This window comes from Streptomyces sp. NPDC048338 (assembly GCF_043201055.1).
Taxonomy (GTDB): Bacteria; Actinomycetota; Actinomycetes; order Streptomycetales; family Streptomycetaceae; genus Streptomyces.
The window spans coordinates 14,158-40,296 of record NZ_JBICYQ010000007.1 but is presented as its reverse complement, the minus strand read 5'-3'; the positions used below and the strand labels follow the sequence as shown (position 1 = coordinate 40,296).

The 26,139-nt window shown below is 67.3% G+C and carries 26 protein-coding genes and 5 pseudogenes; 19 read left to right on the top strand and 12 right to left on the bottom strand.

The window, feature by feature from the left end; genetic code table 11:
• Positions 1 to 534: 534 nt before the first annotated feature.
• The 3 genes and pseudogenes from ACGFZF_RS17630 to ACGFZF_RS17620 all read left to right on the top strand — a co-directional run.
• Positions 535 to 759: pseudogene (locus ACGFZF_RS17630) on the top strand (transposase); the annotation flags it as partial.
• A gap of 98 nt (positions 760 to 857) precedes the next feature.
• Positions 858 to 1,043: a helix-turn-helix domain-containing protein gene (locus ACGFZF_RS17625; protein WP_393555006.1), complete on the top strand. Its 186-nt coding sequence runs from the start codon at positions 858 to 860 to the stop codon at positions 1,041 to 1,043.
• A gap of 288 nt (positions 1,044 to 1,331) precedes the next feature.
• On the top strand, positions 1,332 to 1,643 hold the full coding sequence (locus ACGFZF_RS17620; protein WP_393555004.1) for a transposase: 312 nt from the start codon (positions 1,332 to 1,334) through the stop codon (positions 1,641 to 1,643).
• A 9-nt stretch (positions 1,644 to 1,652) separates the two neighbouring features.
• Here the strand turns inward: ACGFZF_RS17620 and ACGFZF_RS17615 are convergent, their stop codons facing one another.
• From ACGFZF_RS17615 to ACGFZF_RS17600, 4 genes are all read right to left on the bottom strand, one after another.
• Entirely contained in the window at positions 1,653 to 1,976 is a 324-nt protein-coding gene (locus ACGFZF_RS17615) for a hypothetical protein (protein WP_393555002.1), read from the bottom strand.
• 103 nt (positions 1,977 to 2,079) lie between these two features.
• Positions 2,080 to 2,358, bottom strand: a complete 279-nt coding sequence (locus ACGFZF_RS17610) for a hypothetical protein (protein ID WP_393555000.1) — start codon at positions 2,356 to 2,358, stop codon at positions 2,080 to 2,082.
• A 722-nt stretch (positions 2,359 to 3,080) separates the two neighbouring features.
• On the bottom strand, positions 3,081 to 3,542 hold the full coding sequence (locus tag ACGFZF_RS17605; RefSeq protein WP_393554998.1) for a hypothetical protein: 462 nt from the start codon (positions 3,540 to 3,542) through the stop codon (positions 3,081 to 3,083).
• A gap of 1,024 nt (positions 3,543 to 4,566) precedes the next feature.
• Positions 4,567 to 4,929 (bottom strand): winged helix-turn-helix transcriptional regulator, encoded by a 363-nt coding sequence (locus ACGFZF_RS17600; protein ID WP_393554996.1) that lies wholly within the window; start codon positions 4,927 to 4,929, stop codon positions 4,567 to 4,569.
• A 162-nt stretch (positions 4,930 to 5,091) separates the two neighbouring features.
• Between ACGFZF_RS17600 and ACGFZF_RS17595 the strand changes: the two genes are divergently transcribed.
• Positions 5,092 to 6,213: an MFS transporter gene (locus ACGFZF_RS17595; protein WP_393555613.1), complete on the top strand. Its 1,122-nt coding sequence runs from the start codon at positions 5,092 to 5,094 to the stop codon at positions 6,211 to 6,213.
• Here the strand turns inward: ACGFZF_RS17595 and ACGFZF_RS17590 are convergent.
• Positions 6,210 to 6,854: pseudogene (locus ACGFZF_RS17590) on the bottom strand (IS630 family transposase); the annotation flags it as partial. The gene ACGFZF_RS17595 and the pseudogene ACGFZF_RS17590 overlap by 4 nt on opposite strands.
• On the opposite strand from ACGFZF_RS17590, the pseudogene ACGFZF_RS17585 reads away from it, so the two are divergent.
• From ACGFZF_RS17585 to ACGFZF_RS17570, 4 genes and pseudogenes are all read left to right on the top strand, one after another.
• Positions 6,853 to 6,994 (top strand): annotated as a pseudogene (locus ACGFZF_RS17585) (XRE family transcriptional regulator); the annotation flags it as partial. The pseudogenes ACGFZF_RS17590 and ACGFZF_RS17585 sit on opposite strands and share 2 nt — an antisense overlap.
• Before the next feature lie 148 nt (positions 6,995 to 7,142).
• The gene (locus ACGFZF_RS17580) at positions 7,143 to 7,715 is read left to right on the top strand and encodes a GNAT family N-acetyltransferase (protein WP_393554994.1); all 573 of its coding nucleotides are present in this window, start codon (positions 7,143 to 7,145) and stop codon (positions 7,713 to 7,715) included.
• A gap of 570 nt (positions 7,716 to 8,285) precedes the next feature.
• A pseudogene (locus tag ACGFZF_RS17575) lies at positions 8,286 to 9,053 on the top strand (IS5 family transposase).
• Positions 9,054 to 9,691: 638 nt separating this feature from the next.
• Positions 9,692 to 10,024 (top strand): hypothetical protein, encoded by a 333-nt coding sequence (locus tag ACGFZF_RS17570; protein WP_393554992.1) that lies wholly within the window; start codon positions 9,692 to 9,694, stop codon positions 10,022 to 10,024.
• 14 nt (positions 10,025 to 10,038) lie between these two features.
• Here the strand turns inward: ACGFZF_RS17570 and ACGFZF_RS17565 are convergent, their stop codons facing one another.
• Both ACGFZF_RS17565 and ACGFZF_RS17560 read right to left on the bottom strand, forming a co-directional pair.
• Positions 10,039 to 11,253, bottom strand: coding sequence for an IS110 family transposase (locus tag ACGFZF_RS17565; protein WP_393554990.1), 1,215 nt, complete (start codon positions 11,251 to 11,253; stop codon positions 10,039 to 10,041).
• A gap of 623 nt (positions 11,254 to 11,876) precedes the next feature.
• Positions 11,877 to 12,251 (bottom strand): annotated as a pseudogene (locus ACGFZF_RS17560) (VOC family protein); the annotation flags it as partial.
• A 334-nt stretch (positions 12,252 to 12,585) separates the two neighbouring features.
• Here ACGFZF_RS17560 and ACGFZF_RS17555 point away from each other — a divergent pair.
• The 4 genes from ACGFZF_RS17555 (at position 12,586) to ACGFZF_RS17540 (ending at position 15,123) form a co-directional block, all read left to right on the top strand.
• Positions 12,586 to 13,239 (top strand): TetR/AcrR family transcriptional regulator, encoded by a 654-nt coding sequence (locus ACGFZF_RS17555; RefSeq protein WP_393554988.1) that lies wholly within the window; start codon positions 12,586 to 12,588, stop codon positions 13,237 to 13,239.
• A 127-nt stretch (positions 13,240 to 13,366) separates the two neighbouring features.
• The gene (locus ACGFZF_RS17550; RefSeq protein WP_393554986.1) at positions 13,367 to 13,669 is read left to right on the top strand and encodes a hypothetical protein; all 303 of its coding nucleotides are present in this window, start codon (positions 13,367 to 13,369) and stop codon (positions 13,667 to 13,669) included.
• A 101-nt stretch (positions 13,670 to 13,770) separates the two neighbouring features.
• On the top strand, positions 13,771 to 14,724 hold the full coding sequence (locus tag ACGFZF_RS17545) for an IS481 family transposase (protein WP_393554984.1): 954 nt from the start codon (positions 13,771 to 13,773) through the stop codon (positions 14,722 to 14,724).
• A 144-nt stretch (positions 14,725 to 14,868) separates the two neighbouring features.
• A complete protein-coding gene (locus ACGFZF_RS17540) occupies positions 14,869 to 15,123 on the top strand; it encodes a hypothetical protein (RefSeq protein WP_393554983.1) in 255 nt (84 codons plus the stop codon).
• A gap of 117 nt (positions 15,124 to 15,240) precedes the next feature.
• Here ACGFZF_RS17540 and ACGFZF_RS17535 read toward each other — a convergent pair whose 3' ends face one another.
• Complete coding sequence (locus ACGFZF_RS17535) at positions 15,241 to 15,747, bottom strand: hypothetical protein (RefSeq protein WP_393554981.1); 507 nt, start codon at positions 15,745 to 15,747, stop codon at positions 15,241 to 15,243.
• Positions 15,748 to 15,961: 214 nt separating this feature from the next.
• Positions 15,962 to 16,780, bottom strand: coding sequence for a hypothetical protein (locus tag ACGFZF_RS17530; protein WP_393554979.1), 819 nt, complete (start codon positions 16,778 to 16,780; stop codon positions 15,962 to 15,964).
• Positions 16,781 to 16,829: 49 nt separating this feature from the next.
• On the opposite strand from ACGFZF_RS17530, the gene ACGFZF_RS17525 reads away from it, so the two are divergent.
• Positions 16,830 to 17,672, top strand: a complete 843-nt coding sequence (locus ACGFZF_RS17525) for a hypothetical protein (protein ID WP_393554977.1) — start codon at positions 16,830 to 16,832, stop codon at positions 17,670 to 17,672.
• A gap of 393 nt (positions 17,673 to 18,065) precedes the next feature.
• Here the strand turns inward: ACGFZF_RS17525 and ACGFZF_RS17520 are convergent, their stop codons facing one another.
• Positions 18,066 to 18,704: a YdeI family protein gene (locus ACGFZF_RS17520; RefSeq protein ID WP_393554975.1), complete on the bottom strand. Its 639-nt coding sequence runs from the start codon at positions 18,702 to 18,704 to the stop codon at positions 18,066 to 18,068.
• Between the two features lie 59 nt (positions 18,705 to 18,763).
• On the opposite strand from ACGFZF_RS17520, the gene ACGFZF_RS17515 reads away from it, so the two are divergent.
• From ACGFZF_RS17515 to ACGFZF_RS17505, 3 genes are all read left to right on the top strand, one after another.
• On the top strand, positions 18,764 to 18,925 hold the full coding sequence (locus tag ACGFZF_RS17515; RefSeq protein ID WP_393554973.1) for a phytanoyl-CoA dioxygenase family protein: 162 nt from the start codon (positions 18,764 to 18,766) through the stop codon (positions 18,923 to 18,925).
• A gap of 189 nt (positions 18,926 to 19,114) precedes the next feature.
• Positions 19,115 to 19,663 carry a DUF4262 domain-containing protein gene (locus ACGFZF_RS17510; RefSeq protein ID WP_393554971.1) on the top strand — a complete coding sequence of 183 codons (549 nt, stop codon included), beginning with the start codon at positions 19,115 to 19,117 and terminating at the stop codon, positions 19,661 to 19,663.
• 1,051 nt (positions 19,664 to 20,714) lie between these two features.
• Positions 20,715 to 21,920, top strand: a complete 1,206-nt coding sequence (locus ACGFZF_RS17505; RefSeq protein ID WP_393554969.1) for a DUF4041 domain-containing protein — start codon at positions 20,715 to 20,717, stop codon at positions 21,918 to 21,920.
• Positions 21,921 to 22,709: 789 nt separating this feature from the next.
• Here the strand turns inward: ACGFZF_RS17505 and ACGFZF_RS17500 are convergent.
• Both ACGFZF_RS17500 and ACGFZF_RS17495 read right to left on the bottom strand, forming a co-directional pair.
• Entirely contained in the window at positions 22,710 to 23,141 is a 432-nt protein-coding gene (locus ACGFZF_RS17500) for a hypothetical protein (RefSeq protein WP_393554967.1), read from the bottom strand.
• Between the two features lie 330 nt (positions 23,142 to 23,471).
• Positions 23,472 to 23,774 (bottom strand): WhiB family transcriptional regulator, encoded by a 303-nt coding sequence (locus tag ACGFZF_RS17495; RefSeq protein WP_393554965.1) that lies wholly within the window; start codon positions 23,772 to 23,774, stop codon positions 23,472 to 23,474.
• 818 nt (positions 23,775 to 24,592) lie between these two features.
• Here ACGFZF_RS17495 and ACGFZF_RS17490 point away from each other — a divergent pair.
• The 3 genes from ACGFZF_RS17490 to ACGFZF_RS17480 all read left to right on the top strand — a co-directional run bounded on the left by ACGFZF_RS17490 (position 24,593) and on the right by ACGFZF_RS17480 (position 26,047).
• A complete protein-coding gene (locus ACGFZF_RS17490; RefSeq protein ID WP_393554963.1) occupies positions 24,593 to 24,892 on the top strand; it encodes a hypothetical protein in 300 nt (99 codons plus the stop codon).
• Positions 24,893 to 24,964: 72 nt separating this feature from the next.
• The gene (locus ACGFZF_RS17485) at positions 24,965 to 25,132 is read left to right on the top strand and encodes a TetR/AcrR family transcriptional regulator C-terminal domain-containing protein (RefSeq protein WP_393555611.1); all 168 of its coding nucleotides are present in this window, start codon (positions 24,965 to 24,967) and stop codon (positions 25,130 to 25,132) included.
• Positions 25,133 to 25,393: 261 nt separating this feature from the next.
• Positions 25,394 to 26,047: a hypothetical protein gene (locus ACGFZF_RS17480; protein ID WP_393554961.1), complete on the top strand. Its 654-nt coding sequence runs from the start codon at positions 25,394 to 25,396 to the stop codon at positions 26,045 to 26,047.
• Positions 26,048 to 26,139: the final 92 nt, after the last annotated feature.

Below are 26,139 nucleotides of genomic sequence, written 5' to 3'. Positions count from 1 at the left end.
GGCGGTCCCCTCTTGCCGATTCAAGGTCGGGCCGTGCCGGTGGCTGATGACAGGATCGACGGGTGCTGATCGAGGGATACGACGTAGGCCCGTTGGTGGCGGCGAGTCACTGCTGGCCCGCCCGGGCTCCTGGTCGAACTACCTTCTGTCGATGTGTAGCGCCGGGGGGTGCGCCGAGCGGCCGGTTCCGGAGTGGTTTTGGTGAGGATGACGCCGATGCCGATGCCCCGTCCGAGGTCCTCTTCGATCTGGGCCGCTTTGGTGTACGAGCAGGAAGATTTCCCGGACGGGGTGAAGGCGTTCTACGACGCGGGCAGGCTTGCATGTCGCGCTGGATGCCGTCGCCGGTCCAAAGGTCTTCCTGGCCGGCCTCCCGCTGGCAGGGAGCGATCCAGCGCGGGGCCACCAATTCCTCATGGACCACGCCGCAGAGCATGGGAACTGCGTGCTCTACACCCCTGACGAGTCGCCAGTCGAAACACCCTGCTGAGGCTGATCACCTCGCTGCCGGATCCGCCCACCGCTACTCCCCGCGTGCTCGGCGTCGACGAATACGCTCAGCGCAAGGGCCGGATCCTAACCGTACTCGTCGACGTCGAGACACCCCGGCCCGTGGACCTCCTGCCGGACCGGGAAGCGGACACCCTCGCGGCCTGGCTGTCCGAGCGACCCGGGATCGAGATCATCTGCCGGGACCGGGCCCACTTCTACGCCGAGGGCGCCACCCGCGGCGCCCCGCAAGCCCTCCAGGTCGCCGACCGGTGGCACCTCTGGCACAACCTCGGCGAAGCCGCCGAGAAGTGCGTCTACCGGCACCGTGCCGCCTGCCTGCGACCTGCACCTGCGTCACCGACCAGGTGTCGGAGTCGCCCGCGTCCTCGCCGTGGCCAACGGGCCACCGGTTCGCCGAACGCACTCGCGCCAAGCACGCCACCGTCCACGCCCTGCTGGCCGCCGGTCACAGCAAGCGGTCCATCGCCCGGCAGCTCGGCACGGGCCTCAACACCGTCCTCCGCTTCTCCCGCGCCACCGAGCCGGAGTAACTGTTCACCGGACAGTGGCAAAGCCGCCCCACCAAGCTCGACGCCTACAAGCCCCACCTCGACCAGCGATGGCAGGAAGGCTGCACCAACGCCTGGAAACTGTGGGAGGAGATCAGGGCACAGGGGCTACCCGGACGGCTACGGCAACGTCCGCCCCTACGTCAGCCGAACCTACGCGGCAAGGCCCAGCTGGTCGGCCTCCGCCCGCCAACCGCCCGCGCCGTCACCCGCTGGATCCTCACCCACCCCGACGCCCTGGCCGAGAGCGACCGGCTCCAGCTCAAGGCCGTGCTGGCCCACTGCCCTGAACTGGACGCACTTGCCGGGCACGTGCGCTCCTTCGCGCACATGCTCACCCAGCTGCATGGCCACCAACTGCCGGCATGGATCGAAGCGGCAACCGCCGCCGACCTGCCCAGCCTCCAGCGATTCGCCCGGAACCTGGAACGCGACATCGACGCCGTCACCGCAGGGCGCTCGCAGCCGTGGAACTCCGGAGTCGTCGAAGACCATGTCAACCGGATCAAGATGCTGAAGCGCCAGATGTTCGGCCGAGCAGGCTTCGAACTCCTCCGCAAGCGCGTCCTGCTCTACTCCTGAGCTTGCCGTTCAGCCTTCGGCGTCCGGCGAAGGTGGTTCGTTCTCGGCGGCGGGGGTGACTTGGGCGGTCCATGACCAAGGCTTCTGGGGCGGATCCCAGCTCACCTTCACGTCGGTGCCGTGGAAGTCGCGCGCGAGTTCCGTCACCATCACCCCTGCCGCGGCCCGCGCGTCTTGCGGGTCGGTATTGATCGGCACGTCCAGCCGCCCGCAGAGATTTCCGCTTTCGGTGAGGACGCTGGTGCGCCACCCCTCCGGCGTCGCAAACAGGAAGATCCCCTCCGGAACGCCCCAGGCGGGTCGCTTCCTCTTCTCCTTCTTGCGTCTCACCATGCCGCCTATCCAACATCGTCGAGTTCGTGGCGACGAGTCTGGGTGGAGGATCAACCGCCGCAGCACGGTTTGGTGCCGGCCTTGCGCGGCAAACTGAAGTCCTTCAGGACAGATCGTCGATGAGCCAGAAGCCCTCTGGAAACTCCTCCAGAAACTCACGGCGAGCGGGGTTGGTCTCGGCAGCTGCCATCTCCCCGAGCAGGGCGGTCAGCTCCTGCTGCTGATCACTCGACAGCGTGCTGACCACGTGCACGACACCCTCCGTCACCTTGACCGCGTCGTCCTGATCCATCTGCTCGTCTTCGCTGCCGTCGATGAACCACAGGACATCGACCAACGCCTCGGCCAAGGCGCGAGTCAGGGACGGATACGAAGACGTCACGATGGTCTCCCAGCAGATCAACGGCATAGTTCGGCCATCCCACCACACGCCACTAGCATCACTTTCCGTGGGCTTCCACGGAAGGTGGACCAGAGCCGCTTCTCACTGGTATCCCTGCACTCTCCGCGGACGAAAGATGCCGGAACCCATCAGTATGTGCTCTCACTTGAAACGGACGCAGCCTGGTGGTTTTGTTGACGAGTAGTGGCTCTGGCCCAACTTCTGTGTTGCGCTCTCGCCTCGCTCGCAGAAAGCGAGGCCTCACTGTCGGCCAGTCGAGTCATTTGCCAGGTCTTGCGTACACAGACGGCTGCCACAGCAAGCGTGGCGATCGCCAAGAAGACGATCAGGATGGGGCTCTTACACCTGCTCGCGGCTACGACCATGAAGGCGAAGACAGCCCAGTCCGGCCATGTCCGCCTTGTCAACGCACCAATGCGACTCACGATCCCTCCCGGCGCGACAGAAGACCACGCAGCGCAAGGCGTCACTCAACGTGTGCACATCACGGAAGCTGAGCGAGGGTGTGGAGGCTGGGGAGGTCGTCCTGTCGGACGGCGTCGAGCCAGACGGGCCCTTGTTTGCCTTGACGCTCCACGAGGTATCAGCCGCGCCGCCAGCAGCGGTTCGATGATCCGTTCGGTGCGCCGTCGGTCGGGTGCTATGAACACAGAGTGACTGTGCTTGTGTTCTCAGGCTGCGGAGGTGAGCTGGGCCTGCCTCTACTCCGACATGCGTTCCGCGTCGCCCGGAACCCAGGGAAAGGGGACGTCGGGCCATCTTGTGGCGGCCCAGGCGTCGAGGTCGACTGCGAGAACGGCGTCGATGAAGACCAGCGGCGGTCGGTAGCCGTGGGCGGTGACATAGTGCGTGATCAGGAACGGAGCGGGACAGGAGATGCCGGGCTCGCCTGGGATCCGTACCTCCCCGTTCCCTTCCGGAGCCTTTTCCGCAGGACACAGGTCGCACTCGTGTACCCCGAGGCAGACGTTCATCCGCTGGACCTCCTGGAGAGCCTTCAGCTTCTCCACGAACGCCGTGGGGACCGTCCATGTCGAGTGTGGCTTGCCGGCTTCCAGCCAGCCGACGTTCAGCAGGCGGGTGTACGTCCGGCGATACCAGAGACCGTAGAAGCCCGACTCCCTCGTACTCGCTGAGATCTTCGTAGAACACCCGCACATCATCGCCGCACTGCTTCGTTGACGCCCACGCGATTGCGCGGCCCGCCGGACACGGCCTAAGGGCTGTCCCGTAATCCCCGGCGGGCGCACGACGTCGGCTACGGCACCTCGCGGCGTTGTCGGATCGCCCGAATACGCCCAGTATGAGGACGACCCTCCGCCTGGCGATGCACCGCATCCGACGCCGTGCGCCGACCCACCGCGGATTACGGGACAGCCCTTAGGAGAAGGGGGCCTACACGGCTTCCTCGAATCCGTGCGGGACCCGCTGAACTCCTGGGTCACCACCGAGGACGATGCCACCGTTCTCTGCGAGGAGAACAATCTCCTCGGTCGAGAAGGCGCTGCCCCGGTAGGGCGGACATGCCGAGACGCTTCTCGAAGTGTCGTACGTTCGGCGCGAACGCCTTCGCGGCCTCCTCAACCGAGATCGTCAGCGACGTCTCGTCCCCGGTGACACGCGATGGCCGGAAGACCGCCATCTCGCCGTACATCCCGAGGAACTCCACGAACTCGTCGGTGACGGCCTCGAAACCCGCCTCCTGCTGGACCAGGGCGGGCCGCCTCGACGTCCACGGGACTGCACTCGACGCGCGGGGTACCGGTGAACGCCCTGCCGCAGGACTCCTTCCTCGTCCTGCTCTGCTCGTCATCCGGGTCGTGTACGGCTGCAGCCATCAACGGGGCGAACAGTTCCTCCGGCGGACTTGCGCGTCAAAGCAGGGGATTACGCACGGCACGAGCGAGGCGGCGGGCCTGGTCGTTCCGCTTCACCCGACGACTTCGATGCCCAGCGCCCGGCCGCCTCTGTCGCGCACGTCAAGAGTGAACGCGGTTCTATGCCGCTCTGTTCGTCTTCGGGCACGGCAATATTCTGGACTGGCCTCGCCGGCAGGCACAGCATCGATGGCCGCCGCCCCCTGCACGGTAGGGCCTCGGTCGGCCTCCTCTCTGAGGGGGGAACGTTCATGCAGCAGCTCCGCCCGGCCCGCGAGGAGGTCGAGTAGCGCAATGCGGCCCAGCGGGGTTACCGCTGCGCATCGGCTTGTGCGCGGGCGCGTTCGATGTCGGGGACGTGGCTCTCGGCCCATTCCCGGACGGCACGTAGGGGTGCCAGCAGTGACCGACCGAGGTCGGTAAGGGCGTACTCGACATGCGGGGGATTCGCGGGAATCTCCGTGCGAGAGATGAGACCGTCGTACTCCATCGCGCGAAGCGTCTCGGTGAGCGCCTTCGGTGTGATCCCCCGGATGTGCGCCTTGAGCTCGGTGAATCGCTTCGGCCCGTTGTCCAGCGCGTTGACGATGAACACCGTCCAGCGCGCCCCGATCCGATGCAGAACGGTGCGACTGGGGCAGGTCGCGGCCATGACGTTGTAGGCGTTACCCATGCACGACTCCCGGTATCGTTGTAGATACCAGTATAGAATCTATACCTTCGGGTCGTGTCTATTCCCGATTACGCGGTCCGTCCCTCGATAGCTCGGCACGGCCGTTTCGTCGCAGCGATTGTCATCGACTCGATCGGAACCGGCGTCTTCGTCCCTGTTTCGATGCTGTATTTTCTGGCCACAACATCACTGACGCTGGTGCAGGTGGGCGCGGCGCTGACGACGGCCGGGCTGCTGGCGCTCCCGGCGGGCCCTCTGGTCGGAGGACTCGTCGACCGGTACGGCGCCAAGCCGGTACTGCAAGCGGCAAACCTGGCCCAGGCGCTCGGCTTCGCCGGGTATCTCCTCGCGGACCAGACATGGCAGATAACTATTTGCGCCTGGCTTAACAGTGCCGGGCGGGCGGTGTCCTCCAGCTGCTACGGCGTGACCGTCACGGCGCTGGCCGCGCCCGGTCAAAGCGAGCGTTGGTTCAGTCTTCTGGGATCTGTGCGCAATCTCGGCTACGCACTCGGCGGCCTCCTCTGCGCCGTGGCCGTCAGCTTCGGTGCTCACGGCGTCTATGCCGCGATCGTGGTCGTCAACGCCCTGTCCTATGTCACCGCCTTCGTTCTGACGCGGGCCGTGCCCAACAGCCGTCCCGAGGCGGGCCAGGACGCTGCTGGAGGCTGGGGGCGCGTGCTCCGGGACCGGCGGTACCTCTCACTGGTCGTGCATCAACTGTGCTTCGCGATCTCCTTGTTCGCCCTCAACATCGCGATACCGGTCTACGCCGTGGACGTGCTGGGACTGCCTGGCTGGACTGCCGGCGCGATCTTCGTGCTCAACACCCTGATGGTCGGCTTCGGCCAAGACATCGTCGTCGGTCGGCTCATCGGGCGGGTCCGCAGCCGCGTCCTCGTCGCCGGACACGCCGGCTTTGCGGCCGGCTACCTCCTGTTCCTCGCCGCCGACCATGTGGCTGCGCTCGCCCTCGCGGTCGGCGTCATGTTGCTCGGAGCAGGCAGCTACACCTTCGGTGAAATCCTCGGCGGCCCCATCACATCGACTGTCGCCGCGGAGAGTGCCCCAGACATTCTCCGCGGCCGGTATCTGGCCCTCAATCAGCTCGCCGTGACTGTGGCAGGAGCGGTCGCTCCGGCGGCGCTTTCCGGGTTGCTGTCCATCGGGGCAGCCGCGATCTGGCTGACCCTGGTCGGCGTCAGCATCCTTGGAGCCACACTCGCCGCCACGATCGGCAGAGTGGTGCCAGCGGCACAGTGCCGCATCGGAGGCGTCCGGTGATCTGAGTCAGAGATCCGTCGGCGGTATGCGGCGACTCTGTCGAGGATCTCGTCGGCGGTCTTCGTCCAGACGAAGGGCCTGGGTTGGTTGTTCCAGTCGGCGAGCCAGGTGCGGATGTCGCGTTCCAGGGCCTGGACGGAGCGGTGGACGCCGCCCTTGAGCTTCTTCTGCGTGAGCTCGGCGAACCACCGCTCGACCAGGTTCAGCCAGGACGCGCATGTCGGTGTGAAGTGCAGGTGGAACACCGGGTGGGCCAGCAGCCACCGCTTGATGTCAGGCGTCTTGTGGGTCGCGTCGTTGTCCAGGATCAGATGCACATGCAGCTCGGAAGGGACTTGTCTGTCGAGCTTGGTCAGGAACTTCTTGAACTCCGCTGCCCGGTGGCGGCGGTGCAGGGAGTCGATGACTTTGCCAGTGGCGACCTCCAACGCCGCGAACAAGGTGGTGGTGCCGGCGCGGACGTAGTCGTGGCTGCGGCGTTCGGGAACGCCGGGCTTCATCGGCAGAACGGGCTGGGACCGGTCCAACGCTTGGATCTGCGACTTTTCGTCCACGCAGAGGACATGAGCCTTCTCTGGCGGGTCGAGATAGAGGCCGACGACGTCGCGGACCTTGTCGATGAACAGCGGATCCGTCGACAGCAGAGGGGTGGCCGATCTGCTTGGTGTGTCCCAGCGTCAGGTCGAGCGGTATGTGGCGGGCCAGGCCAAGAAGCCGCGCCCGGATCTCGCCGCGCGTCTGGAGCGCGAGGTGAACAAGCGGTGGCAGCCGCAGGAACGCTGCCGGCTGCCGTTTGCTCGTCGTGCCGGCACGGTACTGCGGGCTCACCGCCCATCCGGCGCATCCGGCGTATCCGGGGACGTAGGCGCCCCTAACCGTCCGGATAAACGGATGGTCGAGGCCGATCGCGACGCGGCAGGATGCTCCGCATGACCTTGCCCACCCCCGAGTTGCACACCGCCCGCCTGCGACTGCGGCCGTTCACCGACGCCGACGCGGCGTCGCTCTACGCGCTGCACAGCAGCGGCCACGTGCTGCGTTACTGGGACTCCCCGCCGTGGACCGAACCGGCCCGCGCCCAGCGCTTCATCGAGACCTGCCGGACGATCCAGGAGGAAGGCACGGGAGCGCGGGTGGCCGTCGACCGCGTCTCCGACGGCGTCTTCATCGGCTGGTGCGGCCTGACCAGCTGGAACCCGGACTTCCGCAGCGCGTCTTTGGGCTACGTCTTCGACGCCGCCGCGTGGGGCCACGGCTACGCCACGGAGACCGCGCACGCCGTCCTGCGGTGGGCGTTCGACACCCTGGACCTGAACCGCGTCCAGGCCGAGACCGACACCCGCAACGTGGCGTCCGCCCGGGTCCTGGAGAAGCTCGGCTTCGTCCGCGAAGGCACCCTCCGCGAGGACTGCGTCGTCGACGGCGACGTCTCCGACTCCTGGGTCTTCGGCCTCCTCCGGCGCGAGTGGCACCCGACGGCCGAGCCGACGGCCGTCCGCTAGGAGCTGTCGTCAAAGTGACCTCAGGGAGACCCCGTGCACAGCCGGTGCCGTAGGACGCTAGGCGAGGCACCCCGGCGAGGGGAGGCGCTTTGATATTCCCGCTGCTGTGGCCACTGCCTGCGCCGATAGTCTCTCCGGAAACAGCCCAGACGAATTGCGAGAAGCCAGTGATCCGAGACCTGTACAACGTCCGGGTGCAGCCCGCAGAAGGCGGACTCACGCCGCTGACGGAGGAGGAAGAGCACCGCGCTCGGGCGGTGTTGTTCAGCGATCTCGGCAACGTCATCGCCGAACGAGGCTGGGTCCGGTTCCCCGCATACTCGCCGGAGGAACGCCGCCGACTGGTCGATGTAGCGCACCGTCTCAGTGCGCATTGGGGGCAGCAGGTGTTCGTCGAGGCCGAAGACCAGTGCGCCATGAAGCTCTATCTCGCCGGGCAGGGATCGCAGCCGGCGAATCCGCTACTGCCGGAGGCGGGGGGCGCGACATATGCGATATCGGTGAGTGGATCACTGTTGGGTGATCTGTCGCCACGAACTGTCGGACTCCGAGTGAGAGTTCGTCCGTCCCCTGTTGCCTCGGTCGGAACGAGGGAGGAAGCGGCTGGATGACCGGACGGTCCTTAACGGGATTGTCTGGTAGTTCCGGACGGGCACTGCTTGGCGGGATGTGCCGGAGAGGTTCGGTTCCTGGGCCACGCTGCACACCCGCTTCCGCCGATGGGCCAAGAACGGCACCTTCGAGCGGATGCTCCGGGCAGCGCAGGCGCGGGCGGACGCCGCCGGTGAGATCGACTGGTTGGTGTCGGTCGACTCCACCATCGTTCGCGCCCACCAGCACGCTGCGGGAGTCCGAAAAGGGGTGCTCCGTAGTGGTCTTGGACGTTCCCGCGGCGGTCTTCATCTCGCTTGCGACGCCTTGGGCCGCCCGCTCGCGTTCACCGTCACGGGCGGCAACACCAACGATTGCACCCAGTTCACCGATGTGATGGCATCGATACGGGTGCCTCGCATAGGTCCGGGACGGCCAAGAGTGCGGCCCGCACACGTCTTGGGTGACAAGGGCTACAGCTCCAGAGCCATCCGCACCTGGCTGCGGCAGCGCGGCATCGGCCACACCATCCCCGAGCGGGCCGACCAGGCCCGCCACCGGGTCCGGCGCGGCAGCCTTGGCGGTCGCCCGCCAGCCTTCGACAAGGAGCTCTACAAGCGGCGCAACGTGGTGGAACGCTGCTTCAACCGCCTCAAGCAGTGGCGAGGCATTGCAACCCGTCACGACAAGACCGCCGAGTCCTACCAGGCAGTCGTCTCCCTCGCATCGCTCCTGATGTGGGCGTGACGTTTGACGACACGCCCTAGGACCGAGACCTGCCCGCCGTTCGGTCCGCAACCCCCACCGAGGTCACCGTGGGCCGCTCTGGCGAGCTCAACGTCTTCGCTTGTCCCACCGATCCCGACCATCGGCACCGCTGGAGCATCCAGTAGCTCGTCGGGTCTGCCTTGGGCGGCAACTGCCTCATCGGCGTGCGCGCGTGCTGTCGCTTCTCGTGAACGTCGAACACGACGCGGCCCGGGTGCCTCCCGAAGCACTGGACAACTGCTGTCGAAACCGGTGAACAAAGCCATGCAGTCATGGCGCTGAGGGCTGTCACTGTCTTGGGTGGCGGCCCTTGTTGTGTCTGCGGTTCCGTACGGATGGCCGGGTTCTTGCCCGGTGGGGTGGGCAGCACCGGCTGCGTGTGGGTGGTACGCCGTCTGTCACCCGCCGGGGGATTGATCTCGTGTGGGTGACAGGCGTATCCCTCGTGTGGGGGACGCGTTGATGCTCCTATTGATCGTCAAGCCATGGAGGCGGTTGGTGCGCCGTAGGGTGGCCCGATGCGGTACTTGGCGGAGTCGTTCATCCTTGGGTCCTTGCGGCGGGGCCGTCCGGTCGAGCCGTTTCTCGGGCCGTGCGGCTCGTCAGAGCGTCCGGGAGTGCGCTATGTAGAGGTTCGCCCGGCGAAGACGTCCTACGAGGTCTATCTCCATACGGTCGAGGACGTCGGCAGCGCGAGCTTCCTGGACCTGGGTGAGTTTCCGCCGTTGGATCCCGATGACGAGGACGACGAGTTCGGTCGGCTCCTGGGCATGGCTGAGGACCCGCTGACCGCGCTGATCGCTGCCGAACAGCGCTCCGGAGCCGATCGCGGTCGGTGGGTCAACGAGAACGTCGTCCAGGATGAGTACGGCGACTTCGTTCGCGCGGGACGGCCGCAGGGGGCTTCCCCTGACGGTCATCCGTGGTCTGCCGTGCCGGACGATCTATAAACCCGGGTGGGTGATCAGGCGGCCCGGAGCCAGTCCCGGTAGGCGAGAGCGAGGTCATCGTCTCGGCGGATCCCGCGTTCGAGGGCGGAGACGGTGGCCGGCCAGACGGCGAAGTGGCTCGCTGCGGCAGTAAGGGTGATGTTCTTGGACTGCCGCAGAGGTCGCAGGTCGGTGATGGCGGGAACGGCGACCGGTGTGGTCAAACACCGGAACATCTCCCGGGCGATGGCTCGCTTCAAGAGCCGGATGATCTCCTTCTTCGTGCGACCGGCGGCCGTTTGCCGTGCCACGTATTCGCGGGTGCGGGAGTCTGCGGACATGCGGACCAGTGCGATGCGATAGACGGCGGCGTTGGCTGCTCGGTCGCCGCCTCGTGAGAGGCGGTGCCGGTTGGTTTTGCCGCTGGAGGCGGGGACTGGCGCGGCCCCGCAGAGCGCGGCGAAGGAGGCCTCGGTCCGCATGCGTTCGGGGTTGCCTCCTGCCGTGATCAGCAGTTGGGCCGCGGTGTCGGGGCCGACTCCGTAGGTGGCCCGCAGGCCGGGGTTGTGGACGGTGACCTCGTTGTCCAGGGCTTTGGTCAGGGTCGTGTGCTCGGCGGTCAGCGCTTTGACGCGTCGGGCGAGGATCTTGAGCGCGGCCAGGACCGCGACGTGGACCGCGTCTCCGGCCGGCCGCAGCCGGGCCAGGGCGTCGGTCCGGTCCGTCCCCTTGAGTTGTCCGTACTTGGCGCGGATGCTCTCGGGTGCGGCGAAGAGGATGTGGGTGATCTGGTTCAGGGCTGCGGTCCGTGCCTTGACGGCGGAGCGAGCGGCGTTGTGCAGGGCGCGTATGCTGGCGACGGTGTCGTCCTTGGGTGAGCTGGAGGCCCGGCCGGACAGGGCGGCGCGGGCGGCGGCGTAGGCGTCGATGGGATCGGACTTGCCCATGCGGCGTCGTTCGGCTCGGTCGGGCCGGTTGACCTCGACGACCGGGTGACCGCGCGACCGGGCGGCGCGGGTGAAGCCAGCGCCGTATGAGGAGGTGCCTTCCACGCCGATCGCGATCACGTGGCCGTGGGCATCGAGGAAGGCCAGGGCCGCGGCATAGCCGGCGGCCGTGGTGACGAACTCCGCGTCCGCGAGGCGACCGCCGTTGTCGCTGATGACAGTGACGTGGAGAGTGTCGGCGTGGGAGTCGACCCCGCCGAACACAGCCTGGCCCGCGGTGTCCGATCCGTCTTCTGATGTCATGCTGCTGATGCCTTCCCAACCGGAGGTAGGCGCCGGCCGGGTGGCGCAGACAGGACATTGAGGGGGCTTCTGACCAAGCTCCTATCAGGTCATGTTCCGCCCGGCCGGCGCCATGAGAACAGGTTCCGGCGGCCGGACAGAACAACGGGAGGACAACCCAGCAGGGCGTCAGTCAGTGCCCGAGCCACGACCACCGGAACCTGAGTACCAGCATCAATGTCAGTGCTGGTCCCTACCGTCCCGCTCGTGACGAACCACCGCCCTGGGGTGGTGCCTCCTTCAGGCGTGCCCTTTCGAATGAGTCTTTCCTCTGGTCTGCACAATCCCCGGACTCCACTGCGTCGGTTCCTGGACCGGGAACTGTCCGCCGACCCCACACCGCTACGGGAGAGCTTCCGCGCCCAACACCGAACAGGCCACGTCCTCATGGCGATGTTCGGTGAGGTGACCAGCGGCTTGAGGGACACCACGCGGTCGTGGGCGGGCAGCGGGTGAACGGTGGTCGGATCAGGTGGCAAGTTCGGGGTCCTGGTTGCGGGTTGCCGCACACGTCCGGGCGTTGCCGGGGTATGGCCCGGATCGGCCGGACGCGGTGGGCTGTCAGACGTTCTCGGGGCCGGGCGGGTGACCCACTCGACGAACTGAACGATCACACCGTTGGGGTCGGTGACCTGGAAGAGGCGTTCGCCCCAGGGCTCCTCGCGTAGCGGCATGGTGATCTTGACTCCCTCGGCGCGCAGTCGCCTCTCCTCGTGCTCGATGCCGGTGGTGGTGAAGGCGAGGATCAGGCCGGAGGCGTGCTGGTCACGCTGGTCGGCCGGCAGCACTTCGGTGCCGCGTGCCAGCAGCACGATGTCCATGGCGGCGTCGTCGCGCGACAGCGAGGCGAATCCATCCGCGGCGGCCTGCTCGCCGTAGCCGAGGTGGGCGGTGAGGAACCGCTGGGATGCTGCGACGTCGTCGACGGTGAGCGAGACGGTGGACGCGGTGATCTGCAAGGTGGTTCTCCTCAGTGGTCTGCGGGAGGCGGAGGTGCGGGTGTCGAGTGGGTGAAGGTCAGTAGCCGCAGCCGCGCGGCAGATCGCGGGCCTTCGGGGGGACCCGTCGGGCGGGTGCGGGCAGAACGCGGGGCAGAGCCGGGGCGCGGTTGTCGCGCTCGGAGACTGGGCCGATCTTCACGGGTGCGATCGACAGGGCGACAGGGCGACAGGGCGGCATTCGAGCATGGGCACAGCCGTTCCTCGCTCTAGAGCAAACTTACGACGGACGTAAATTTAGACCTGTGCGCTTGAGGGTGTCAACATAAAAATGCTACGAGGGTAAGATTGCCCCATGACTACTGACGCCACCTCATCCGCACCACCTACCGGCCTGCGGGAATCCAAGAAACAGGAGACCCGGCAGCTCATCTCCGATGTCGCCACCGGCTTGTTCCTCGCCCAGGGTTTCGAGCAGACCACCATCGCCGACATCGCCGCCGCCGCGCGGGTGGCGAAGAAGACAGTGACCAACTACTTCCCACGCAAGGAGGACCTGGCCCTGGACCACCAGGACGCCTTCACCGTCTCCCTGGCCTCTACGGTGGCCGACCGCCAGGCCGGCGAGTCAGCCCTGTCGGCCCTGCGCCGCGCCTTCACCGAAGCGGTCGTAGCCGCCGACCCGGTCGCCGGGTTCTCCGGCCCTGACTTCGCCCGCATGATCGCCGACAGCCCTACCCTCTCCGCACGCCTACGCGACCTGCACGACCTGCGAGAGGCCGCCTTGGCCGATGCCTTGGCCGACGCCGCCGGAGCACCCCGCGGCCACATCACCCCCCGCACCGCCGCTGCCCTGCTCGGCGCCGTGCACCGCACCCTGTTCCAACGCATCCAGGAACTCACCCTCATCGGCCAGGACAACGCCCGGATCTCCGCCACTGTCATCGCTGAAGCGGACAGCGCCTTCAACCTGTTGGAGCCTTCGCTCGCCGACTACGCCGCAACGTGAGCAGAGGCCGCGGGAGCTCGCTGCGGAGGGGGCCCGGTGCGGACAGAAGTGCGACAGGAGGATGGGATGGCTTTCAGCGTCCTGCCCAGGCCGTGTCCGGGGCAGGCCGGCCATGGCCTGGTCCGGCATGGAGACTGCTGAGCCGGTGACCGGCGACTACCCGACCGGATCCTGCTGGCCGCTACTGGCCGAGACTGAGGAATGGGAGACGATCAAGTACCTGCTGCTTCTGGAGTCCCTCGACGCCTCCCCGCGGACTTCGCGCGGCGCCTCCCCGCGGAGTAGGTCGCTGCCGGCGCTACGCGGTCCCGGCGCCGGGCAGGGTCCTGGGTTCCGGCTCCTCGATGCCGAACTGGGCGAGGCTGCCCCAGGGGTGCAGATGTCGCACATCTCCATACTAGGGAACTCCCGCAACGCGATCAGCACCTAGGTGTATTGATCACGGACGTTGTTGACGCGGTTGGGTCTTGAGCATGGCGAAGGCCCCCGTGTGTGGTGGAGGTGTCGAATCTTCACCACACGGAGGCCTTCGTGTCCCACCGTAATGCCCGGCTGACGGTCTTCGGGAGACGACTGCTGGTCGAACGTGTCGTATCGGGCCGTCCGGTCGCTCATGTCGCGGCCGAGATGGGCATCTCCCGGGCCACGGCCCACAAATGGATCCGCCGTTGGCGAGCCGAGGGACAGGCCGGGCTGCACGACCGTTCCAGCCGCCCGCACTCGACACCGCACCGGACCCCGCCGGCGATCGAGGCCCGGGTCTGCGACCTGCGCCGGGACCGCAAACTCGGACCCGCCCGGATCGGCCCGATCCTGGGCCTGCCCGCCTCGACCGTCCACCGCATCCTCACCCGCCACCACCTGCACCGGCTCACATGGCTGGACCGGCCGACCGGCACGGTGATCCGCCGATACGAACGCGACCGGCCAGGCGAACTGATCCACGTGGACGTGAAGAAACTCGGCCGGATCCCCGACGGCGGCGGCCACAAGACCAACGGCCGCGAGGTCGGCCGGCCGATCCGCGGCATGGGCTTCGACTACGTGCACTCCGCCGTCGACGACCACTCCCGCCTCGCCTACAGCGAGATCCACAGCGACGAGAAGGTCGCGACCTGCGCAGGCTTCCTGACCCGCGCGGCCGCGTTCTTCCACAGCCACGGCATCGACCACATCGAGCGGGTCCTGACCGACAACGCCTGGGCCTATCACAAGGGCCTGGCCTGGAAAAACGCCCTTGCCGAGCTCGGTGCGACCGGAAAGCTGACCCGTGCCTACCGGCCGCAGACCAACGGCAAGGTCGAACGCTTCAACCGCACCCTGCTCGACGAATGGGCCTACCTGCGGCGCTACCACTCAAACAACGAGCGGACCGAAGCCCTGGCAGACTTCCTGCACACCTACAACCACCACCGCTGCCACACCGCCCTGGACGGACACCCGCCCATCAGCCGTGTGAACAACCCTGCGAGTCAATACAGCTAGGGTGTCGGTGCGGGATGCGAAGGCGGAGACAGAGACCGGGCGCAGAAGCCGATGCGTGGCAGGCCCCAACGGCCTCGCCCTGGCCCGCCGCGTCCACGCCGAGCTCGTTGGAGTGCGCACATCGCGGCCCCGTACGGTGAAGCGGTGGTCGAACGAACACGGCGCTTCGCGCAAGGCAGTGCCCACACCACCACGGGGGAGCAGATGACGAGGAACAACCCGCATGAGGCCGTCGCCAGGCGTGGTGACGCACCGGCCAAGCCGGTCGTTCTGTTCAGCGACGAGAGGTCTGCGGTGATGAGTCCCCTGCCGGGCCCGGGGCGGCGCCTGCAGCGGCCACTGGACACCCTTCTCTGGCAGGCACCACCCGCTCTGGAGGACGAGCACGACCCGAGCTGACCGTGCCCGATGGGCCGTCCGCATCGCTGCGGCGGACCTCGCGGACGGCCCGGCATGCCGGATCCGTTGCCGCAGGCCGGACCCCGTAGGTTTTGCGACGGTCCGCCGGTGTCTCCCCTACGCGTCCGGGGCGGCGCGGCGCTGCAGGTGCCCGTTCTCGACCTGCTGGGTCGTGCCGTCGGCGTACTGGACGGTGCAGCGCTCTCCCGGCGGCGCACCGCACTTGGGACAGGTGCCCACGGGCTTGCGCGGCCCCGGGGGCCGCTTCTTCGGCGGCGGGGTCGCGTAGGCGTTCTTCGAGGAAGCGGGCCGCGGAGGACGCTCGGGCCGTGCCTTGGGATCGCACCGGCCGTGCACCGGCTTGTTGCGGGCGCGGCCGCGCTCCCAGCTGTAGAGGACCCGGCCCTTGATCGCGTAGCCGCAGATGGCACACACCGCCGGGCCCTTGCTGCGCCGGGCGGGGACCGTGGCTTTCGCCTGCTTCGCGGGCTCGGTCACCACCGTGCCGTCCGCCCGTGTCACGGTGACCTCGGAAGCCGGAGTGACGTCGTAGGACTGCAGGTTGGGCTTGGCGGTGTAGGTCTGGCCCTTCCGCCCGCCCCGGCGGGCACCACCTCGTGTCATGGCGCAGAGCGTAGGGCACCACCCTCCCCACCCGAAGGTTCCTCCGCCAACGGCCGGACCGCGCAGATACGTGCCCGGGCGGCGCACGCCGAAGCCCGCGCGCCGGGGCGAAGCCCCGTACCAGGGCGCCCGGAGCGCGAAGCTGCCCGCCCCGGCCCGCGCAGCCCGCTGAAAACCCTGCGTTGTCGGTACCCGGGAGCACAATGAGGAGAAGTCACCCTTCTGGAGCAACTGGAGCAGGATGGACCGACGCCTTATCCAGACTGCGGTCTTCGGCAGCCCCGACTCTGACGAGCCGGCACTGTGCCCCGAAACTCCCGACGAGCTGGAAGCCTTCCGCCGTGAGCACACCGGCGTCACCATCTGGTGCGGGACCCAGTTCGAAGGCGGCTGCGGCCGGCAGCCGACGACCCGCCTGTGCGCCGCCAAAATCTGCCACTTCGCCCACTATGGAAGCGGCGGCACGGGCGGCCCCTGCGGCCGCAAGGACCGCGGCAAGGACGACGCCAACCACCTCTTCGCCAAAGCCCACCTGACATCGTGGCTGCGCACCCAGGGCATCGAGGCCGAGTTCACCTTCCCTGAACCCCTGGGATCCGCCGTCATCGTCCATCTTCCCGACGGACGGACGATCCTCGTCCACCTCGACCGGAACCAGCCCGTCACCTGGGACCCCGGCACGTGGGAGACCATCCTGGGCCCCCGCGTCCGCGACGCCCACGCCCTCATCCAGCGCGGCCACCTCCACCGGGTGCGCTTCGTCGACCGCCCCGGCGGCGGCCGCACCCTGCAGTTCGGCACCGAACTCCCCGGCCGGGGCACAGACCACTGGGACGCCCTGGACGACATCGCCCTGACCCCCCACGGCCTCGCCTCCAAGACCAGGCCCGCCGCCGACACCCCGGCCCCCGCACCGCAGCCCATGCAGGCTCCGGCCGGCCGGGAGGTCGTCACCATCACCCGCACCGCCGCTAGCGACCCCCGGCGCACCGACCACGTCCACGAACTGCTGCGCCACCTCGACATCGACCACGACAGCCCCAGGAAGATCAAGGAGGTCATCGAGGCGATCCCGGGCCTTTTTGGAGACGGACCTGCATCCGGACGACGCCAACCGGCTGCGTGTCGCCCTGCCCAGGTGCCTGCGGCGGCTGGAGACCCACGCGCAGCGCCGGCAGAAGGTGGTGCAGCAGCTGCGGGAGAAGCCGACGGAGGCCCTGTACTACGTGGCCGTGGGGCTGCTGGAGGACGACCGCGATGTCTCGCAGGAGGAGAAGGACGTCGTCGCCGCCCTCACCGTGCGCATGGAAGAAGCACGTGCCGCGAAGGAAGCCGCCCGGCGAGCCGCGATTGAGCGCGCACGGGAGGAAAGGCGCCGTGTCGAGCAAGAGCAGCGTGACGCGTGGTTCGAAGAGCTGGCTGCCAGCCGGGAAGCCATGGAACAGCAGACGGCCGCCAAGAGGGTCGTCATTGCCGAGCGAGTGGCCCAAGCCAGGGAACAACGGCCCCAGCAGGACCGGCAAGCGCGAGCCGATAAAGTCGCACAGCTTGCCCCGGCCGTCCGTGGAGCTTTGAAGAAGGCCGCCCGCGAGCATCGCGTCACCACCTGGCCCGAACTCCGCGACAAGACCGGCCTGCGCGAGCTCGGCCGCCTCGACCACAGCGACAAGGTCGAGCTCCTCGCCCTGGTGGAGGCTGGCACCACCCCCGAAGCCCCCTGCTGTCCGCCCTCCTCGTCGCCGACGACGACAGCGACTCCCTCAACCTCCACCGCGACATCTCACGGCTCCTGGGCCGCCCCCTGCCCTCCAGCGACACCGACCTCATCGACCAACTCGCCCACGACCGCATCCAGCTTCACAACCAGCACTGAAGAACGGCCGCCGCGCGCCGGGACCGTTGCCGCCAACGCCGCAGCCTGGTAACCGCAGGACCGGTTATCAGGCGTGGCCGGGCGCCGCCCGGCGAACGTACGACCAGGGCTTGCCCGGTCGGGAATGATCGGGGAATGACCGACGACGCATCCGCCGCCCCGGCATCGCCCGGCCCTGACGATCTCGCTGGGCTGTCCGCACCAAGCCGGCGCACCGTGGACGGAAGAGCTTCTACGCCCTGCAGCGCTTCCGCGTACGCGGCTGGTGGTACGTCCCGCTCGGCATCGCTATCCGGGCGCTGATGAACCACAGCAGCGTAGGCCGTAGCCATGGTCCTGATCCTGCGCACCACCTTGGACAAGGGCGAGGAAGCCTCCTCGGACGCCCGGGGCTCCCACCTGGTCCGCCTCTTCTCCGCCGGGGTGGCCGTCGGGTCGGCTCTGGTTACCTCAGCTCAGGGGGCGTTTCTGCCGGCGTCGGTGAGGCCGCTGGCTTGGCTCGCTGCGGGTGGACCGTCTCGTGCTGGGCCAGCATCGCCACGCACTCGGCGATCTTCCGGGTGCGCGTCTCGGCCCGCTTGGCGGCATTGACGCGGTTGATGAGGGCGAAGCGGTTGGTATTGGTGAGCACCTCGAACATCGCCTGCGCCGCCGGGGCGGCGGCGATCGCAGCTCGCAGGTCGGCCGGCACCTTCGCTTCCGATGACGGCGCATAGGCGGCCGTCCACCGGCCGTCGGCTTTCGCGGCGTCCACCGCGGCGCGGCCGGCAGGCAGCATGAGGCCGGCCGCCTCCAACCGGGCCACGTTGGCGACGTTGCGCTGGGACCAGACGCTGCGGGACCGGCGTGGGGTGAGCCGCCTCCAAGAGCTCTCGTCGTCGCGCTTGCGGGCCTGCCCGTCGATCCAGCCGAAGCACAGTGCCTCGTCGACCGCCTGTTGCCAGGTCAGGGTGGTAACGGAGCCGTCCTTCCTGGTCAGGGCGAGCCACACGCCAGGAGAGGTGGGGTGGTTGTTCAGCAACCACGCGCGCAGCGCCGCGCTGTCGGCAACGATCAATTCATCCAGCTCGGTTCCCGTCACCACCGCAGGTTAGTGCCGCAACTTTGCGCGACGACCTATCGCGGTGACTCGTCGAGCCCGCCGTGGCGGTGTCGACCCGGCTCGCCCTTACCGAAGCCACCGTGGAGAACGGCTGCCTGCACATCGCCCCTGGCACCCACGGACTCGGCGACCGGGCGGATGAAGTGGAGGCCGAGGACGGAGAGCGACGCTCAACGCCAGCGACGTGGCGCGCATCGGTCTGAACGTGCGCTTCCTCATTTCCGGCGCAGTCCGTACCTGCGGTTCCGCTCCCAGCAGCTGGCTTTGTTGATGAGTTACGGATTCTGGCACAGATCGTGGGGGAGCTGCCGCGGAGGGTGACGGCGCTGTTCGATTGAGAGGTTCCAAACCCTGGTTGCTTGACCTGAACGCTCACCTCGTACCCTCCGCACATGACTGATGATCCGTTCCAGTGCCGTTGTGTCCTCTGCCATGACTACGGCGACCGGGACGAAGCGGACCGTATGGATCTGACGGTCATCGAGCACGTGCAGCAGCACGGATGGCGCGTCGTGATGGTTCCCGAAGACGAGATCGGCCCTGGATTCGCCTACACGATCGGCCTCGCGCACACGCACGGCGGACCTGAACTGGCCATGTTCGGGCTCGATGTCCACGCCATGCACCGCATGCTCAACACCCTCGGAGAGAAGTCCGCCGCGGGTGAAGCGCTGGCGGCCGGCCAGAGCCATCCTGATGTCGTCGCCGGTCATCGAGTCGCGCTCAGGCAGGTCGATCGCGGCTGGTACCGGACCTTCTTCGGGCAGGCCATCGGGTTCTACCGGCGGCCGCCTCTGCCCGTGCTGCAAGTCGCGTGGCCTGATGCCGAGGGCCATTTCCACTGGGAGGAGCAGGCTGACGAGAGGCATCGCGAGTCACAGCCTCAGTTGTGGCTGCCTCCGAGTGTCCATCCTGCCGGAATCTGGACGACCGAACTCTGAGCTCGAGGGGCTGGGGAGCCGGCGAGCCGGCACGTGAGCAATGCAGCACTGAAGCAAGAGCATCTTGAGTAGGACTTCGAATCCGGCGCGGCCGTAGAGCGCGCAGCGGCGGCCGGCCTTCTCCCCGAAACGCCCCCACTGCAGCCAGGACACGAAGCCCCCATTTGCCCGTCTCGGTGGAACTGGTTCAGGCGGGACCAGGGCTGCGGTGAAGCTGCGGCGCGCGAGGTCTGTTCCCCGCACGCGCGGGTGCGCTCCACGGGCACCAAGAGGTGTAGCTGCGGCTTGCCTACTCCCCGCATGTGGGGGTGCGGTGGTCCTACTCCAAGCTCAGCGCGCGCTGCGGATTCCACTGTTCCGCACACGCCCGGGTGCCGTCGCCTCCCTCCGAACCCCGGGCGGTCGCACTACCGGGTCCGCGATGGCAGCATCTGGAGGAGCCGCCGCCGCGCCCCGGCCGAAATCGGTCCGAACCAGGACCGTGACCGTCGGCCGCTTCGCGGCCTGTGACAGGGAAGAGCAGCAGCTGGGACGCATGCCGGTCTCCAGCGCCATCTGAGGTTCTGGCGTCCGTCGAGCAGCCCAGGGGGGGCTTTTGCGCCGAACTTCGGGATCCGCAGTCCCCCTGGCAGCCTGCGCGGCATGATCGCGGGAGTTGCTGAGGGCGTGTCACCGAGTGGTGCCGGGGTGGGGGAGTGTACGAGTGACCGTGAACGGCTTCCGGTTCAATCCGCCGCCGAACTGGCCGTTGACTCAAGGCTGGGTGCCCCCGGACGGCTGGCAGCCCGACCCTTCGTGGCCGCCGCCCCCGCCGGGCTGGCAGATGTGGCTGGCTGATTCTCCCGAAGCCGCCTCGGTGACCGGCGCCGTCCCTCACCAGTACGTGCCTGAGTCCGAGGCTCCCGTCAGCCGCAAGAGGGGATGGTTCGGCCGACGGCGACACCCTGAAACGAGCGAGCTCGAAGAGCTGAGAGCGTGGATTGCGCAGGCCCACGGCGCGGACGCCGCCCAAGTCGCGGGCCTGGTGGAGCGCACACGCCAGGAAGCGGCCATGCTGCTGACCCAAGCAGAGGCAGAGGCTGCGGCGATCGTGGAGGAAGCCCGCCAGGTCGTCAAAGACATCAAAAGCGACGCCAAGCAGGCCGCCAAAGACACGGACAACGTCCGCAGGGAAGCCGAACGACACCGCGGTGAGATCTACCAGGCCGAAAGCCGCCTGACCGAGCTGCGCGCGCAGATCGTCACCACCGACGAGACCGTCCTGCTGCAACAGGCCGGCATCTACGCCTACCGCCACCAGCTCCACGACGCCATCGCCTACCGCAGCCGCCTGGACTCCCTCAAGGCCGAGATCAAGGACCTCGCACGCAACAACCAGGCCGTTCTGGCGGCCACGGACTGGACCGTCAACGGCTCCGTACGCGAGGGCCGCAAGATGATCCGGGACTTCTCCAAACTGATGCTCCGCGCCTACAACGCCGAAGCCGACTACGCGGTCCGCAGCATGCGTCCCCACCGCCTCACCTCACTCGTCGACCGTCTCTACAAGAGCCGGGAGACCATCGCCAGGCTCGGCGCCACCATGCATATCCGCATCTCCGACAGCTACCACGACGCCCGGGTACGCGAACTGCAGTTGACCGCCGACTTCCTGCAGAAGAAGGATGAGGAGAAGGAAGCACAGCGCGAGGCGAGAGCCCGTGAACGCGAGGAGGCAGCCGCCCAGCGCGAGCTGGACCGCGAACGGGAGAAGCTCCAGAAGGAACTCAATCACTACGAAGCCGCTCTCGAACGCCTGCGCGCCCAGGGCGACCACCAAGCCGTACGCGACATGGAAGCCAAACTCGCCGAGATCCAAAACGCCCTCCAGGACGTCGACGCACGCGCCGCGAACGTCCGCACCGGATACGTCTACGTCGTCTCCAACATCGGCGCTTTCGGCGACAGCATCGTCAAGATCGGCATGACCCGCCGCCTCGAACCCCTCGACCGCGTCTACGAGCTCAGCGGCGCAGCAGTCCCCTTCCGCTTCGACGTCCACGCCCTCATCTTCAGCAAGGACGCCGTCGGCCTGGAGACCCGGCTCCACCAGGAGTTCGCCGACCGCCGCGTCAACCGCGTCAACAGCAGAAAAGAATTCTTCTACGTCACCCCCACCGAGGTACGCACCGCACTGGAACGCTTCGCGGGCGAGCACCTGGTGGAGTTCACCGAGACCCCGCAAGCACTCGAATGGCGTGCCAGCAAGACAAGCTGACGCGTCACAGCGACATCACGGCTGCCAGACCAGGCGAGCCTCGGCTGCCTGACGGAGGCGGGGAGACGGTCGCGATGCTCACAGGGGCCTGCGGCGTGTACTCGCGGCGCAGGTCCACGACCGTCACGGACGCCGACCCGGACGGTGACGGCGCTCCGCAGCGCTATCGGCATCGGTGGGTCGTCTCCGAGCACCGGCGCAACCAGGCACTCGGCCCCGACTGGGTGCTGCACCGCAGGACATGGGTGCCCTCCCACGCAAGACATGCTCAAGTGGAGGCTTCCTCGGCGAGGAAACAGCGCTCAGCCGGCCAGACAACGACATCCACCTTGGACGGCCCGTCAGCCAGCGTCCCGGGCCCCGACCGCATTGGCACGGCAGCGAGTGGTTGGGCCTGCACCTCAAGTTTCACTCTGGTACGCCGCCGTGGCCGGCGGAGTCGCAGAATCCAGGCCCACACCCGCGCGGTGCCCTGTCGCCGGAGGGGTCTTTGGTCTCGTCGGCCACGGTGCGGCCGGCAGCCCATCGGAACATCGCGGAATGTCCAGGGCGAAGAACATGCTTCAAGAACAGATAACTGCGATCGCTGCGCCACTCGGACGCCACCGGCGGAACCTCGACTTACCCATTCGGCAACAATGAGGACTCACCGGCGATATTCTGCAGATGCCGCCGAGACGGCATGACGTCAATCGCCAAGCGGCAACGGTGAAAAGGCTCAGTGGTTTTCGGCCACGCCTTCTTGGGGGTCCGCCTTGGCATGGTGGCTTTTTTCTGCCCTTATTATTCCTACTCCCCTTCGGGGTATTTTTTGCGGCGCATCGTGACAGGATCAAGCCCAAGGCGCCTGCTGACGATTATGTGATTGATGGCGCGCAGCTTGATTCCGATCTCCTTGTCGCGGCCAATCGCAGCAGCAACCTCACCTAGTCTGCTGTAGACGAAATCCAATTCCTCTTGAAGCGACTCCGGGTTCCGAAATCGATCGGGGTCAACACTATCGAGGTAGTGCCGCCAGACATACGGCCCCATCGGCGGGGTCCCTCCAGGAGGTGTCAGTGAAATGAACCATTTTCCTCGATCGCGCGAAACATGCACTTCGCAATCTGTTCGCTTGAACTTGAGGAGAACGTCGTCGAACTCCTCATATGGCCCACCAGATCGCACGAAGTCATTTCCTTCGAGCCAATCCGATATAGCTTCAAGCCATTCTTCACTCATTTGGTGAATCTCCCTCATGGTATCAAGGTGTCTCGGGCGTCGTTGAGTTCGTACCCGCGCTGGAGCGGGTAGTGCACCTCCCACTCGTAGGCTGACTCTGGCCTAGCTTCGTCAACTGGGGTTGCTAGCTTGAATGAATCGCCGTTGCGGATTCCTCGATCCGATTTCTTATTAGCCTTCACTTGCTGAGCGGCAGTAGTGCGCGCCCTGCGTCCTGGAGGGATCTCGAAGTATTGTCCCCCTCCCCGCAACCACCGAACCCGCCCAAGCAACGCACGGCCCTTCAGGGCAGCCGCCTCGACTGCCAAACCACTCAGACGCTGTAGGAGGTCAGGCAGAGTCACGCTTTCCAGGCGGCGTTCCAGTCTCGTACTCACGCTTGGCGGCATCCAGAAGCCGAGCCCAGGACCGCACCATGGGCCGACGCTTCAACAGAGCCCGCCTCTCCCGCTCCGTCATCCCGCCCCAGACTCCGTGCTCGATCCGGCCATCCAAAGCATGCGCCAGACACTCGGCCCTCACAGGACATCCGGAACACAGCGCCTTCGCCCGGCTCTGCGCCGCCCCCTCGACGAACAGGTCATCCGCTTGCGCCGTCCGGCACAAGGCCGACACCATCCAGCGCTCGCTCATACGCACCCACCCCGCCCCGGTCCCGCACCGCCCCTACAGTCGGCAGCGCTGACAGAGCAGGGACGCTACGGAGGCACGTGCCACGGGTCTACAGCTCACTCCGCAGTTCCCGCTTTCGGGTGAAACCCACAGACAGCCCCCAGCCAGAGCCCTTGAGCATCCGGCCAACAAGGTGCGCCCCTACCCCCGCACCTGCCGATGACGTTGATCGTCACGAGTCACGAGTCACGAGACTGAGGGACGGCCTGCTCACCGTGCTGCCCCGGGAACCGGTGCAGCACCGCTCCCCGCGCTGTCGCGCGCGTGGAGAGAGCCCCACTGCCCAGCCCGGATTCGCCCCCACCGTGGCGACAAGCTCTCGGCGCTGCAAACGACTCGAGGGACCCGGCCGCCCCCCAAGGCGTGGGCATACTGCTAGCCATGACGGCCCCGGTCCGTACCCGCGTGTACGTGATGACCATCGCGGTGCAGGTGCGCGTGGTGGGTAGCGGAGCCTGCATCGGCTTCCTCCTAGACGGCTGGGGCGGCTGGGCGGGTGCAGTGGTGGGTGCGAGTGCCGCTGGCCCGGGCGCGGGATTCGGAATGCTTGTCCGCCCCCGGCCCGCGGTGACTTCCATCCAGGCAGTCAGGAGCGACGGCTTGCGGAAGTGGTCGCCGACGTGGCCCTCCTGAGCATCGCGACGTACGAGGCTGCGGTCTTCCCTCACCCCCGATGGGGTGAGCGATGAGGAGCAGGAGGCCCGTCGCACCATCGCGTATCGGCTCTCCGCCTACGATGGCCTGCCCCACGGATTCCCGTTCGACCGAAGGACTGAGCCGTGCCCGACCGACCTGAGATTGTCTGCATCTGCGGCTCTACCCGGTTCGTGGACGAGATGCGTGCGGCGAACCGTGATCTGACCTTCGCAGGTGTCATCGTCGTTGCGCCAGGCGAAGCAGACGCGTTGATCACCAACGAGCAGAAGACTGCACTGGACGCCCTCCACCTGCGCAAGATCGACCTGGCTGACCGAGTTCTGGTCGTCAACCCCGGCGGGTATATCGGCGAGTCCACGAGCAGGGAGATCGCATATGCTCGCGCCACCGGCAAGCCGATCTCGTTCACCGATCCCGTCTGACCAGTAGACGCTTCATGGTGAGCGCGGGGCTTTCAACGAGGGCTCGCCACGCTGGCAGCGACCCTCTAACGCCTGGCCGACCAGGGGCTGCTCCGTATAGACGATGCCGTCCTGGCCGCGAACCACTTCTCCGGCCTGCTGCTGTGGATTTGGGTGAACAAGGCCATGTCCACCTCGTCGCGATCAATCGAGGTCATTGTGTACCAACGTCTCCTCGAGTGCGGCGCCTGCCTCCCATGACTCCCCAGGGCCTTGAAGTGCGGGTCTCCGCGACAGAGACGTTCGGAGTGGGGAAGCCGCGCCAACGACATGTGTGGCCAAGGTGCGTTGAAAGTGTCGGGGGAGGGGCCTTCACGCAGGGGGTAGGCGTGGATGGCGCCGGCAGGGGGTTGTTCGGGGGTTGCGGCGAACGCCGCGGGACAGCGCGCCGCTTTCGGCTTCGAGGGCCATGTGGATGGAGACGCGGCGAGCCTGCCCGCGTGGCCAGTCCAGAATGCTGTCGTGGCCGAAGATGAGCAGAGCAGCATAGAACCGCGTTCATTCCTGACATGCGCGACCGAGGTGGCGCGACTGCTGGGCATCGAAGCCGTCACCATGGAGCCGAACGACCGGCCTGCCCGCCACCTCGCTCATGCGGTGCGCAAGCCCTTGCTCGAACGCGCGAGTCTGCCCGAGGAACTGTTCGCCCCGCTGATGGCTGCAGCCGTCTACGACCCGGATCCCAGCTTCTGCCGCTGGTTCGTCGAGCCAGCGGTCTACGCGTTCGGACGCCGCCGGGTGCTGGCAGCGCTGGTCGACTACCTACGGGTCGGCACGGAGGCCGAGCGGGCGGGTGCCGTGCGGGCCTGGTACTGCGCCCATGTCCCCTTGCACGCAGACCGTTCCCCCGCGTACGGGCCCGACGGGGTACGTGATCTCGCTCTGGACGAAGCACAGGACATCAAGGTCGCCTGGCTGGAGGCTTCCATGCAGGTGTTCGCCGAAGCCACCGACCAGCAGATGCGCCACCGTGTCCTGCTGGGCATGCCTACCTCCCGCGCGGCATACCCGCTATCGCTACACAAACTACTTGAAAACACGCTCGTATCCGCCCGAGCCCACGCCGACCTACACATTGGGCGCTGGGCCGCAGCAGCAGACCACGACGGGGCCTGAGGACGACTTTCACCCCCTCCTTGCAGTTACGGGACAGCCCTTAGGACGTGTCTGAGATGTTCGGTCAGTGTCTCGTTCCGCGTACGCTCGGA